The 12,067-nt window shown below is 65.2% G+C and carries 12 protein-coding genes, 1 tRNA gene and 2 pseudogenes; 8 read left to right on the top strand and 7 right to left on the bottom strand.

All coding sequences use genetic code 11. The features are described 5' to 3' along the window. Window positions 1-186: 186 nt before the first annotated feature. The 3 genes from ACOGXQ_RS04610 to ACOGXQ_RS04600 all read left to right on the top strand — a co-directional run bounded on the left by ACOGXQ_RS04610 (window position 187) and on the right by ACOGXQ_RS04600 (window position 2,662). Entirely contained in the window at window positions 187-1,272 is a 1,086-nt protein-coding gene (locus tag ACOGXQ_RS04610) for a DNA cytosine methyltransferase (protein ID WP_419946271.1), read from the top strand. Further along, entirely contained in the window at window positions 1,233-1,901 is a 669-nt protein-coding gene (locus ACOGXQ_RS04605; protein WP_419946270.1) for a GIY-YIG nuclease family protein, read from the top strand. Before ACOGXQ_RS04610 ends, ACOGXQ_RS04605 begins: the two co-directional genes overlap by 40 nt. A gap of 275 nt (window positions 1,902-2,176) precedes the next feature. Continuing rightward, window positions 2,177-2,662, top strand: coding sequence for a hypothetical protein (locus tag ACOGXQ_RS04600; protein ID WP_419946269.1), 486 nt, complete (start codon window positions 2,177-2,179; stop codon window positions 2,660-2,662). A gap of 25 nt (window positions 2,663-2,687) precedes the next feature. Here the strand turns inward: ACOGXQ_RS04600 and ACOGXQ_RS04595 are convergent. The 3 genes and pseudogenes from ACOGXQ_RS04595 to ACOGXQ_RS04585 form a co-directional block, all read right to left on the bottom strand. Then, a pseudogene (locus ACOGXQ_RS04595) lies at window positions 2,688-2,870 on the bottom strand (hypothetical protein); the annotation flags it as partial. A 15-nt stretch (window positions 2,871-2,885) separates the two neighbouring features. After that, the gene (locus ACOGXQ_RS04590) at window positions 2,886-3,251 is read right to left on the bottom strand and encodes an ISL3 family transposase (RefSeq protein WP_419946268.1); all 366 of its coding nucleotides are present in this window, start codon (window positions 3,249-3,251) and stop codon (window positions 2,886-2,888) included. Window positions 3,252-3,607: 356 nt separating this feature from the next. Beyond that, window positions 3,608-3,790, bottom strand: a pseudogene (locus ACOGXQ_RS04585) (hypothetical protein); the annotation flags it as partial. Between the two features lie 162 nt (window positions 3,791-3,952). Between ACOGXQ_RS04585 and ACOGXQ_RS04580 the strand changes: the two are divergent. After that, window positions 3,953-4,210: a hypothetical protein gene (locus ACOGXQ_RS04580; protein WP_419946267.1), complete on the top strand. Its 258-nt coding sequence runs from the start codon at window positions 3,953-3,955 to the stop codon at window positions 4,208-4,210. Window positions 4,211-4,455: 245 nt separating this feature from the next. On the opposite strand, the gene ACOGXQ_RS04575 is transcribed toward ACOGXQ_RS04580, so the two are convergent. Together ACOGXQ_RS04575 and ACOGXQ_RS04570 are read right to left on the bottom strand one after the other, a co-directional pair. Further along, window positions 4,456-4,590, bottom strand: coding sequence for a hypothetical protein (locus ACOGXQ_RS04575; RefSeq protein ID WP_419946266.1), 135 nt, complete (start codon window positions 4,588-4,590; stop codon window positions 4,456-4,458). Window positions 4,591-4,877: 287 nt separating this feature from the next. Continuing rightward, window positions 4,878-6,374 (bottom strand): CoA-acylating methylmalonate-semialdehyde dehydrogenase, encoded by a 1,497-nt coding sequence (locus ACOGXQ_RS04570; protein WP_419946265.1) that lies wholly within the window; start codon window positions 6,372-6,374, stop codon window positions 4,878-4,880. A 151-nt stretch (window positions 6,375-6,525) separates the two neighbouring features. On the opposite strand from ACOGXQ_RS04570, the gene ACOGXQ_RS04565 reads away from it, so the two are divergent. The 3 genes from ACOGXQ_RS04565 (at window position 6,526) to ACOGXQ_RS04555 (ending at window position 8,153) form a co-directional block, all read left to right on the top strand. Further along, window positions 6,526-7,050 (top strand): VOC family protein, encoded by a 525-nt coding sequence (locus tag ACOGXQ_RS04565; RefSeq protein WP_419946264.1) that lies wholly within the window; start codon window positions 6,526-6,528, stop codon window positions 7,048-7,050. Window positions 7,051-7,053: 3 nt separating this feature from the next. After that, the gene (locus ACOGXQ_RS04560; protein ID WP_419946263.1) at window positions 7,054-8,007 is read left to right on the top strand and encodes an SDR family NAD(P)-dependent oxidoreductase; all 954 of its coding nucleotides are present in this window, start codon (window positions 7,054-7,056) and stop codon (window positions 8,005-8,007) included. A gap of 74 nt (window positions 8,008-8,081) precedes the next feature. Continuing rightward, window positions 8,082-8,153, top strand: a tRNA-Gly gene (locus tag ACOGXQ_RS04555). 253 nt (window positions 8,154-8,406) lie between these two features. Here the strand turns inward: ACOGXQ_RS04555 and ACOGXQ_RS04550 are convergent. Continuing rightward, window positions 8,407-9,012, bottom strand: coding sequence for an ATP-dependent Clp protease proteolytic subunit (locus ACOGXQ_RS04550; RefSeq protein WP_419947336.1), 606 nt, complete (start codon window positions 9,010-9,012; stop codon window positions 8,407-8,409). Window positions 9,013-9,083: 71 nt separating this feature from the next. Further along, window positions 9,084-10,586 (bottom strand): trigger factor, encoded by a 1,503-nt coding sequence (tig, locus tag ACOGXQ_RS04545; RefSeq protein ID WP_419946262.1) that lies wholly within the window; start codon window positions 10,584-10,586, stop codon window positions 9,084-9,086. A gap of 215 nt (window positions 10,587-10,801) precedes the next feature. Between tig and clpX the strand changes: the two genes are divergently transcribed. Continuing rightward, window positions 10,802-12,067 carry an ATP-dependent Clp protease ATP-binding subunit ClpX gene (gene clpX, locus ACOGXQ_RS04540; protein WP_419946261.1) on the top strand — a complete coding sequence of 422 codons (1,266 nt, stop codon included), beginning with the start codon at window positions 10,802-10,804 and terminating at the stop codon, window positions 12,065-12,067.

The following is a 12,067-nucleotide window of genomic DNA, read 5'->3' as shown; positions in this document are numbered from 1 at the left end:
TGCGGATGTGCCCCACGTACTGAGCTGGAATCAGGCATGGCCACTCGATCGGTTGCGCGACTGTGTGACCCCCAAGTGCTCCGGCGGGTAGTGCGATGCCTCGTGTCAGGTCGCACACATATCGCCCAGCGTGTGACACCCGACGCCTACTGTCGTTCGCATGATCTCGACCGCTCCTCGCCGCGCATGACCCTGCTCCAAAATGTCGACTCGCCCATGGCGCGGCGCGGCTCGAGCCCCGGCTGCGATTCCCGCCAGATGAGGCTGTTCCCGACCGCTGTGCAAGAGATGGGACCACGGGCAGCCGAGTTCTTCGCTGGCATGGGGTTGGTGCGCGCCGGTCTGGAACGCTGCGGCGTCCGAACAGTCTTTGCGAACGACATCGACGAGACCAAGGCAGCGCTCTATCGGGCGAATTGGGGCGACGAATCTCTCGTGGTTGGGGACATTCGCGACATTTGCGGTGAGCAGATTCCCGATATCGAAGTGGCTACGGCCTCGTTTCCGTGCGTAGACCTCTCGCTTGCGGGTGCCCGTGCTGGTCTCGCAGGCGAGCACTCCGGATTGATCCACCATTTCGTCCGGATCCTCGCTGAGATGGGTGACCGGGCTCCGCGTGCTGTGCTCGTGGAGAACGTCCCGGGTTTTCTCACGGCCAATGGCGGCGAGGACTTCAGGACGGTCGTAGAGCTTCTTGGTGATCTTGAGTATCAGGTGAGTGACGCGACTGTGGACGCCGCTGCATTCCTGCCGCAGAGCCGGCCGCGGGTATTCCTTCTCGCGGCGAAGGGCACCCCGGCCATCGCGGTCGAGCCGCCGCCACGGCGCAGCGACACTCGTCTTGCCGATGTCGCGGACGACGATGGCGAGTGGTGGAGCGGCGAGAAACGCGATGCATTCTTCGACTCGCTTTCCGACCTCCAGCAGGCCCGGCTTCGCTGCTATCGGGAATCAGCAACGGTGAGCTGGCGAGGCGCCTACCGGCGTACTCGCGGCGGTCGCGCAGTATGGGAGATCCGTGGAGACGAGATCGCAGGCGCGCTCAGAACGACTCGCGGTGGCTCGTCCCGGCAGGCCATCGTCCGGGCGGGACAAGGCGCTGCGGATGTGCGATGGATGAGTCCAGGCGAGTACGCCAGGCTTCAGGGTGCGGGCGACTTGGACTACGGAGCCGTCACAGAGCGACAGGCGATGTTTGCCTTGGGCGATGCTGTTTGCGTACCGGTCGTCGAATGGCTTGGCCATCATTGGCTCGCAAGGGTGTTGGCCTGATGCCAGACGAGCCACTTGACGTCACGGAGCTCTACGACGGCGTCGACCGTGTCCTCGGTTTGCTCGGAACGGACGGGCGAGCCGCTGGTGACTGCAAATTCGGCGTATACCTGTTCAGCGACTACGACGGAGAACCGATCTACGTCGGTCAGACGAGAGAACAGCTGCGAACAAGGATCAGGCGACACCTCACGAATCAGCGGACCGATGCCGTTGCGATGAGAGTCCTTGATCCGTTTGAAGTCGCGGCGATCGAAATGTGGCCATTCTGGGATCTGCACGAAAAGACTGACGAAGTCATCAAGGACACTCTCGACCGAGCGGAGTTCACCGTGTACCAGCAGGCGCTCGCAGACTCTCTCTTCAACGCCGTGCTCAATGAAGGCGACATTCCAGAGGCCGAACTGATAGAGCTGCCAACTTCGGTTCGAGGAGAAATCCTGTCCGACGCTTCCCGCACCAAGCGCGAGCACCCCGACATTCGAATAGCGCGTCGAGCTCGAACGATCGCCGATTTGGCGCGTGTCATAAGCGAACGGAAAGTTCAAACGGGGATTCGCCGGACGCTCTGGGTCCAAGCACAGCGGCTCGAGTACCTTGCACGCAAACGACTCGGGGACGTCAGCTGACGCGTCGCACGCCGAGAAGGCCCTGAAGGGCTAGGCGGCGGGGCAACAATTCGAGCTTGTGCGCTTGGTCCTGTGCCCAGCCGGCGTCCGTCTCACGCTGACCTGGCATGCGATCGCCATTGACAATTGGGAGACACATTGAACGCGAAGGGACCCAAGCGAACCGCAAGTGATGGCCGGGGGCCAATGATGAGGACTATGAGGCTGTCCTCGCTACGACCCATCTTGTGCAGTTGGCGGGAGACCAACACTCCACGCGCGTGACGCGGGGTGCGTTGGAGGGCATGGCGGCGCAGATAAACGCGCGAGGCGTCCCATTCATCAGTGAGCATCTCGGTTTTCTGCCAACGCTGGGATACTTCAACAGGGCCCGAGTTCGTGAACTTGACGACGGCGAGTACGAGTTGCGCGCTGACCTGACGATGTTGCCGCAAGAACGGGGAGCCGTGGGGCCCAGCCTCGAGCTCAGCGAGCCCGCACATGCTTGGAACGTGAAGCCAGGTGTCGAGATCACATTTGATCGCCGCAACTTCGATCCGGAGGTCTCGCGCCAGATCGATCTTTCGACGAGCGATGTAGTCCGTCCGGCGGAGCGTTGGGCTGAGCTGCCACCGCTCTACTACGCGTTCGTTGTGCCTGTGTTGTTGAGCCTTCGTCTTTTGTTGGGATGGGGACTGCTGGGTTCGGCGGGTTCGGGCTATGAGTGTTCCGCGGGCTTCGAGGTTCGTGTGGTTGGTGAAGCCGTGGGCTTTGCGGCGTAGGACTCGGGTGGGGGTTGTTGGTGCCTTCGATGCGGCTGTTGCTGGGCTGGCCGGTTTGGTGCCAGTCGAGGATCTGGGGATGCCAGGCGAGGAAGGTGTCGACGACGTCGCTGAACTCGGGTATGTCGCCGGTGCGGTAGATGTCGGCGAGCCGGTCGAGCGCTTCGAGGGCGCCTTTGCGGTCCTTGGCGAGATAGAGGCCGTGCAGCTCGCCGAGCGCGTCTCAGGCTGCTTTGAGCCTCGGGTGGGTCTCGAAGAGCGCGTCGAGCCGGGAGCGTTCGTCTGCGCCGAGGGTGTCGGGGCGTTTCATGAGCACGAACCGTGCCCGGAACACCTCGGGGTCGAACGCCGGCTTGGCCCCTTCGGGGCGGCGCTGCACGTCGCGTCGCACCGCGGTCAGCCCGGCTGCGAACCAGCCGATCACGTGGAACCGGTCCAGCACATGGCGGGCGTGGCCGAGCCGCTCGGCGATCGCCGCCGCATAGGACTTGGACCCGTCCGAGACGACGACCTTGACGCCGCGGCGCCAGCGGTGCCCCTGAGCAGCCAGGAAGCCGCTGAGGGCCGCCTCGCTGCGGTGGGGCACCATCCGCGGGCACCTCCCCGGTGTCGCCGTTCACCAGCACCGTCACATACCGGTGCCGCTTGCGGATCGAGGTCCCCTCCACCAGCAGCACCCCCGCAGCGCCGGCGGCGGCGACGCGAGCCGACCAGGCCCGCATAGGCGACCACCAGCGCGTTGACCAGCTCCCAGCTCAGCCCATGACGCTTCGCAGCAGTGTTCACCGTCATCTGGCGGGCGTCTTGGACCAGACGCCGCGCCAGACGAGCCGTGACGCGGCCCTCGAACGCCGGACGGGTCTCAGCAAAGCGCCGCCCGCACGGCCCGCACACCATGCGCCGCCGCTCCCACACCAGCGTCACCGGCCGGCCCGACACCTCCAAGTCCCGCACCTCGTCGCCGCGGCGGTCGTGCACCCGCCCGCTCGGCGTCCCGCAATCCGCACAGCACGGGCGGCGCACCGTCGAGCACACCCGCACCACCAGCACCTCGGGCGCGCCGACGATCACCTCCACCACCTCAGTCAGCGACAGCCACAGCCGCACCGACACAACACCACGCCTCATCGAGGCCCCCCAGGGATCGGCGTCAGACACACCGATCCCAGCAGAGCCTCGACCCCTACCCGAGGACCCTCAACCCGACCCCATCCCAACAAAAGACGAAGAGCCAATTGCCGACGCACGCCTAGCCGCGGCAACCGGCTCAATATCACGCGAACGGTCGAGGTGCCCCGACGGCGACGGCGACAGCAGCAGAAGCGCACCCTGCACATTCAGGTGCACTACTCCGGAGATGGGCAAGAGGCCGCACGGAACACGATCAGCGATATCCGACGCGAACTCGAACTTGACGAAGCTCACGATGTCGACTCAGCCGCCTTCTACGAAGCGAAAGCTCTGCCTGACGACTTCGTGAAGACCTACGCCAAGACCCTTAACAGGCTGCTGAAATATGCAGGTCTGGCCGGAAACGCAAGCCCCTGACCTGCGGGTTTGCAACTGGACACCGCCCGAAAATCGACTTTTTCAGTATCCTGTTAAGCGATTAGGCCGCATCTAGTGGTGCGTCGCTGAAATGGCTGGGGCTGAAGCAAGCCCATTCTTACAGGTCAGCGAGTTGCATGATGCCCGGAAGAAAACTGCGACACACCACTAGGAGACGCTGCGCGCGAGTCGGCGGGCATGTTGGTCAATGCAATGCAGTGCTCGACCGTCGAAGGTAATCGCGCTCAGGTCTCGGGCTGCCCTAGTTGGTGAAGGGCCCTTCGCACCTCCGGCGACAGTGTGTCGTGCATCACGGTGAAGCTGATCTGGTAACCACCAAGATCGCTCTTGTAGTCGAAGCGGTCGATTGCTCGGTCCACTCATTCGACTGTGAGGTTGTCAAAATCGAACGACGCGCGCACGCTCGCTTGCACGTCGCCAAGCCCTGCGAGAGCGGAACGAAGATGGCGCACGCGTTCGTCGTGCCTCCTGGATTCGTCTTTCCTGACCTCAGTGTCTCACCCACTCGCCCTGCGCGGACTCTGGACGGCAGACATATGCCGGACGTCGCATTCTGTAACCGCGGGATGCGCCATTGACGCGCCTCGTCACGCTGCAGATGGTGTCTCTGGCCTGGGCAACCGGCCTTGCAGCGACGTTGGAGTGTTCAGCGGGCGGTGGGGAAGCCGAGGTCGACGCCGCGGTCGGCGGGGTCGGGCCAGTGCTCGGTGACTGCCTTGAGACGTGTGTAGAAGCGGATGCCTTCGGGGCCGTGCATGTGGTGGTCGCCGAACAGCGAGTCCTTCCAGCCGCCGAATGAGTGGTACGCCATCGGCACCGGGATGGCCACGTTCACGCCCACCATGCCCACCGGAGCCTCGCGCCGGAACCGTCGTGCCGCACCGCCGTCGCGGGTGAACAGCGCCACGCCGTTGCCGAACTGGTTGTTCTCGATGAGCTCCATCGCCTCTTCGAACGATTCCACTCGCACCAGGCACAGCACGGGGCCGAAGATCTCGTCCTCGTACACCTTCATCTCGGTGGTGACCTCGTCGAGCAGCGTCGGGCCAACCCAGTAGCCGTCCGGATGGCCGTCCACCACCAGCTCACGGCCGTCACGCTGCAACACGGCGCCCTCGGATTCGCCCAGGTCGATGTAGCTCAGCACCCGGTCACGGTGCTCAGCGGTCACCAGCGGACCCATGTCCACCGGCTCCGCGCCGAGGCCCGGACCGATACGCAGCGCATCGATCCGTTCGCAGATCGCATTCGACAAGTCGTCGGCAATGGCGCCCACCGCCACCACCACCGAGATCGCCATGCAGCGCTCGCCGGCCGAGCCGTACCCGGCCGACACTGCGGCGTCCGCAGCCTGGCCGATGTCGGCATCGGGCAGCACGATCATGTGGTTCTTGGCCCCGCCGAGCGCCTGCACCCGCTTGCCGGCCATCGACGCCGTGCGGTGCACGTGACGGGCGATCGGCGTCGAGCCCACGAAGCTCACCGCGTCAATCCCCGGGTGCTCGCACAAGCCATTGACGGCGTCGGCGTCGCCGTGGAGCACGTTGAACACACCGTCGGGCAGCCCGGCCTCAGCAAACAATTCGCCGATGCGCACCGCCACCGACGGGTCCTTCTCGGACGGCTTCAGCACGAAGCAGTTGCCGCACGCGATGGCCACCGGGTACATCCACATCGGCACCATCGCGGGGAAGTTGAACGGGGTGATGCCGGCGACCACCCCGACCGGCTGCCGCACTGTGTAGGCGTCGTGGGAGGTGCTGATGTCGTCGGTGCGCTCGCCCTTGAGCAGCTGGCCGACACCGCAGGCGAACTCCACCACTTCGATGCCTCGCCGCATCTCGCCCAGCGCGTCCTCCCGCACCTTGCCGTGCTCGGCCGAGACCATCTCGGCCAGCTCCAGGCGGTGCTCGGTGAGCAGTTCGCGGAATGCGAACATCACCGCCGCCCGGGACGAGATGGAGGCCTCCCGCCAGCCGTCCCAGGCCGAGCGAGCAGCACTCACGGCAGCGTCCACATCGCTCCCGGAGGCCATCGGCACCTGGGCGATCACGCTGCCGGCGACCGGGTCGGTCACCTCGAACATCGTCTTCGGCGAGCCCTGCGTTCGCTGACCGCCGATCCAGTGGTCGACTTGCCTCATGGGAGTCCTCCCCGCCGGCAGCGCTCAACGGGGAGCGACCGCGCCGAACCTCTGTCTTGTGCAGGCCTTGATTCTCGCAGCCCTGCGGAGTGAACGGGAACGCTCGGGCGACCGCGTTGCGGCTCGCAAGGTGTGGCTAGAGTCCGCGCCTATGAGTGACGTCAATCCGATTCCCCCAGACCGGCCATTCGTCGTGCCCTACATGACGATCGGCGCCCGCATCGACGGCTCTCCCGGCGGGGCGGCCGATGCCATCGAGTGGTACACGGCTGCCTTCGGCGCCCAGGAGACCAACCGTCAGATGGCACCGGGCAGCGACAAGCTGATGCACGCCGAACTGGTGCTCGGCGACGGATTGATCTTCCTCGCCGACGATTTCCCGGAATGGGGAGGCGAAGCCTCTGCGCCGGCTGCGCTGGCTGGCTCGACGGTCACAATGCACCGATACGTGGCCGACTGCGACGCGACCATTGAGAAGGCGGTGGCCCTGGGCGCCGAAGTCCTGATGCCACCGGCGGACATGTTCTGGGGCGACCGCTTCGGCAGCATTCGCGACCCGTTCGGGCACAAGTGGTCGATCGCGACCCATGTGCGTGACGTCACTCCCGAAGAGATGGAAGCAGCGGCAGCGGCGATGTTCGCCGAGGGACCAGACCAAGAACAATCAGGGGGTTGAGCAATGGCCGTTATTGATCTTGCGGGACGCATCGCCGTAGTGACCGGCGGCGGGACTGGCATGGGGCGCGAGCTGGTGCGCCAGCTCGCCGCTGCCGGGTGTCATGTGGCTGCGTGCGACCTGAACGCGGAGGAACTGGCACGAACAGCAGAGCTGGCGACTGGCGGCTCAAGCGGTGTGCGCATCACCATGCACGACTGCGATGTGACCGACGCAGATGCGGTCGTGGCATTCGCCGCCGAAATGGCAGCGTCGCACGACACCGACCACATCAACCTGCTGTTCAACAACGCCGGTGTCGGCGGCGGCGGCAGTTTCGTGATCGACGATCAGCGCGACGCTTGGGACAAGACCTTCGCGGTGTGCTGGAGCGGCGTGCTCAACTGCGCGCGGGCGTTCATGGACATGCTGGTGCGCTCAGATGCGGGCGCAATGGTCAACACCAGCAGCATCAACGGCTTCTGGGCAACGATTGGCCCCGGCGCCCCGCACACGTCGTACTGCGCTGCGAAATTCGCGGTGAAGGGCTTCACCGAGGCCCTCATGCAGGACCTGATCATGCACGCTCCGCACGTCAGCGCTCACGTTGTGATGCCCGGGCACATCGGCACCTCGATTGCGCTGAACAGCTTCTCGGTCCACGGCGTCGACATACCCCTGATTCGCAAGAACATGGCAGCTCGCGGAATCGACCTCGATGCGTTCAGCGACGAGGAAGTCGAAGCGCTCGTCACCGACCGCAACACCCGATTCCGCGACGACGCGCCCACCTCGGCAGCGCAGGCCGCCGAGATCATCCTGTCGGACGTGCTGGCAGGCCGGTGGCGCATCCTCGTCGGAGACGACGCCTACCGCATCGACGAGCGGGTGCGAGCCGATCCGGAGTCGGCCTACACGCCAGAGTTCTTCGACGCACTCCTCGAGGAAGGTCATTTGGGGGCCTTCCCCCCTCGCTAGCCGGCCTCACCCATTCCGGTCCCCAACACCGCACCAGAGGCCACCGCCGCAGGCCGCTACCCTCGGCGCTCGCTGCGGACGTAGTTCAATGGCCAGAACCTCAGCCTTCCAAGCTGATGATGCGGGTTCGATTCCCGTCGTCCGCTCGCTCGGACCTGTGCCGTTCAAGCTGATGATGCCGGCGGCGCATGGTGTGCTGCGGGGGGCGCAGTGATTCCTGTCGTCCGCTCGCTCGGACCTGTGCCGTTCAAGCTGATGATGCCGGCGGCGCATGGTGTGCTGCGGGGGGCGCAGTGATTCCTGTCGTCCGCTCGCTCGGACCTGTGCCGTTCAAGCTGATGATGCCGGCGGCGCATGGTGTGCTGCGGGGGGCGCAGTGATTCCCGTCGTCCGCTCGCCCTAGGCAGCGCGAATCGGGCCGTCCTCCAGTACTTGGCGGTTCGCGATCACCTCGTCGATGATCCCGTACTCCTTGGCCGCCTCAGCGTCCATGATGAAGTCGCGGTCAGTGTCGGCGTGGATCCGCTCGAGGTCTTGGCCCGTGTGGTGCGCGATGATCCGCTCGAGCCGCTCGCGCATTCGGTCAATCTCGCGTGCGGCCAGTTCGATGTCGGTGGCCTGGCCTATCGCCTGGCCGTACGGCTGGTGCAGCAGCACCCGCGCATTCGGCAGCGCCATGCGCTTGCCCGGCGTGCCTGCGGCCAGCAGCACCGCTGCAGCAGACGCTGCCTGGCCCAAGCAGATTGTCGTGATGTCGTTGCGGATGTACTGACTCGTGTCGTAGATGGCGAACAGCGAGCTGATGTCCCCGCCGGGGGAGTTGATGTAGATGTTGATGTCCTTGTCGGGGTTCTCCGACTCGAGGTGAATCAACTGCGCGCACACCAGATTGGCGACGACATCGTCGATTGGCGTGCCCAGGAAGATGATGTTCTCCTTCAGCAGCCGCGAATACAGGTCGTATGCACGCTCGCCCCGGTTGGTCTGCTCCACGACCGTGGGCACGAGATAGTTGTGAGCGTTGTGCCGCTCAGCGCTCTGGCCGGATGGATCCGCCCTTGGGGAGAACTCGGTCGTCACGGTGTTGCCTCAGTTTCGTCGGAATCAGTGTTCTTGCCGTCGATGCTGCCAGCGCCGTCGGGCGACGGAAGCTCGAGCGCCGATCGATCGATCGCGTCGCCGTCCGGTCCAACGAGTGTGGCGGCTTTGACGGCCCATTGCAGCGCCTTGCTCTTGCAGATCGCCGCCGTGAGGTGTGCCAGCCCATCGTTGTCCGACATGACCTCGCGCAGCTGCTCGGCGCTGCGGCCGTCGGTGGATGCCAGGCGCTCCAGCTCGTCCTCGACGTCGGCCTCCTCGGCCTGCAGTTCCTCGGCGGCGGCCAAGGCACGCAATGCGAGATCCAAGCGCACCCCTCGCTCAGCGTCATCGCGCAGTTCGCCAATGAATGAGGCCGGTTCCTGGCCCGTCGCCTCGAGCCAACTCTCGATCGTCATGTTCCGCTGCTGCAGTCCGCTGCCCAGCTCGTTCATGCGGTCTGCAATCGCCCCGCTCACCATGGCGTCGGGAACCGGACCCTCCACGAGGCTCGCAAGCTGCCTCTGCACTTCCTCGCGGAGCACCATGTTGGCCTGCATGATGAGCCCGAAGCTGAGTTGCCGGGCAGTCGCATCGCGGAGTTCCGCAATATCGTCGTGCTCGGTGTTCTCGTCCACCCAGTCGTCGGTCAGATCGGGCAGCACCAACTCCGACACGGCGTTGACCGTGATCTCGAAGTCGATCTCCATGTCGGTCTGCACCGGATGGGTTGCGCTGAACGACAGCTCGTCGCCGGCCTCGCAGCCGACCAATTGCCCGTCGACCTCGGGTACGATGCCGCCGCTGCCCACCTCGTAGAGGTAGTCCTGAGCAGAGAGTCCGGGGAGCGGCTTGCCCTCGACGGATCCTTCGATGTCGATCGTGACGCGGTCGCCGTCGACGGCCGGACGGTCCACCTCGGCGATGTCGGCGAATTGGCGCCTCGTCTCGTCGATGCGAGCGTCGACCTGTTCGTCGGACGGCTCGGGACTCGGTATCTCCACCTGCATGTCCCGGTAGCCCGAGATCGCCACCACCGGTCGGATCTCGACGGTCGCCTCGAACGCCACGGGTCCCTCGCTCCCGTCGAGCGTCAATTCCAGTTCGGGTTGGCTGACCACGTCGACCTGGTTGTCACGCACGGCTTCGGCGTAGTACCGCGGCACAGCTTCCTCGAGCGCCTGAGCGCGCCCGATCTCCGGGCCGAAGTGCGATTCCAGCACCCGGCGCGGCGCCCGCCCTGGACGGAATCCCGGAATGTGCACCTCACGAGCGAGCTTGCGGAAAGCAGCGTCGACATCAGCGTCGAATGTCTCCGCATCGACTTCGACGGTCAGCTTCACGCGCGGGCCGATGAATTGGCCCGGAGCAGCCTCGTCGGTGCCCGAATCGTCTGCGTCCGCGGCGACCGGCGATTCGTCGGCAGGCGGGGAGTCGGGTTCGGAAACCGGCGCGGGCCCGATGAAATCCGCTGGATCCAGCGTCGTCAGCGTCGTCTTCACGAAGCGTGGAGCCTACCGGTGCGCCCCGACCGCTCCCCGTGCGCTGACGCGGCGTTCACGCAGCGGCAGACGAACCGGATCGCGCCGCGCGGTCCCCGATGTGCCATCCTTGGCGGTCAGTCTGAATCGACCGGCGCTGGTCCGTGCCTAGGTCCGCCGTGTGCGAGCCTTGTGGGGCCGTCGACTGCGGACGCTCAGCGGAAGGGAGGTGCAACGTGGCGAGGTTCGGCGAGGGAGGCGAGCTGCTGAAGTGCTCGTTCTGCGGCAAGTCCCAGAAGCAGGTGCGAAAGCTCATCGCAGGCCCCGGCGTCTACATCTGCGACGAGTGCATCGACCTGTGCAACGAGATCATCGACGACGAGGTCGAGGCGGCGCCGCAGACGCCATTCGAGTCGGTGCCCAAACCGCGCGAGATCTTCGCCTTCCTCGACGACTACATCATCGACCAGGACCGGACGAAGACGATCCTGTCAGTGGCCGTCTACAACCACTACAAGCGGATGCGCCTCGAACCCTCAGGCCCCGGCGCCTCTGACGACGTCGAGATAGCGAAGTCCAACATCCTGCTGATCGGCCCGACGGGCTGCGGAAAGACGATGATGGCGCAGACCCTTGCTCGCCTGCTCAACGTGCCGTTCGCCATAGCAGATGCCACGGCGCTGACCGAAGCGGGCTATGTGGGCGAGGACGTCGAGAACATCCTGCTCAAACTGCTGCAGGCGGCGGACTTCGATGTGAAGCGTGCCGAGACCGGCATCGTCTACATCGACGAGATCGACAAGATCGCTCGAAAAGCCGAGAACGCCTCGATCACCCGCGATGTGTCCGGGGAAGGCGTCCAGCAGGCGCTGCTGAAGATCCTCGAGGGCACGGTTGCATCAGTACCCCCGCAAGGCGGCCGGAAGCACCCTCACCAGGAGTTCCTGCAGATCGATACCAGCAATGTGCTGTTCATCTGCGGAGGCGCCTTCGACGGCCTCGAGCGTCTCATTGCCGACCGTGTCGGGGAGCGGGGAGTCGGCTTCGGTGCGCGGCTTCGCCACGCAACCGACGGCTCGGCGCTCGACATCTTGCCTGATGTGCTGCCGGAGGATCTGCGCCACTTCGGCTTGATCCCTGAGTTCATCGGCCGGTTGCCGGTGGTCGGAGTCGTCGATCCCTTGGGTCCCGACGCGTTGCGCCGGATTCTCACCGAGCCGAAGAACGCGCTCGTTCGCCAGTACTGCAAGATGTTCGAACTCGATGACGTCGAGCTCGAGTTCACCGACGACGCACTCGAGGCGATCGTGGATCAGGCGATGCTCCGCAACACGGGTGCTCGAGGGCTGCGGGCCATCCTTGAAGAGGTCCTGCTGGGACTGATGTACGACCTGCCGAGCCGCGACGACGTGGCACGGTGCATCGTGGACCGCAGCGTGGTGCTGGACAAAGTGAATCCCACGCTGGTGCCCCGCTCGACGGTGACGCGTCGGGCCTCCTGA

Source organism: Candidatus Poriferisodalis sp. (assembly GCF_965208485.1).
Classification (GTDB): Bacteria; Actinomycetota; Acidimicrobiia; order Acidimicrobiales; family Poriferisodalaceae; genus Poriferisodalis.
Note: the sequence above shows the minus strand (reverse complement) of the source record. Positions and strands in the feature narration are given on the sequence as shown.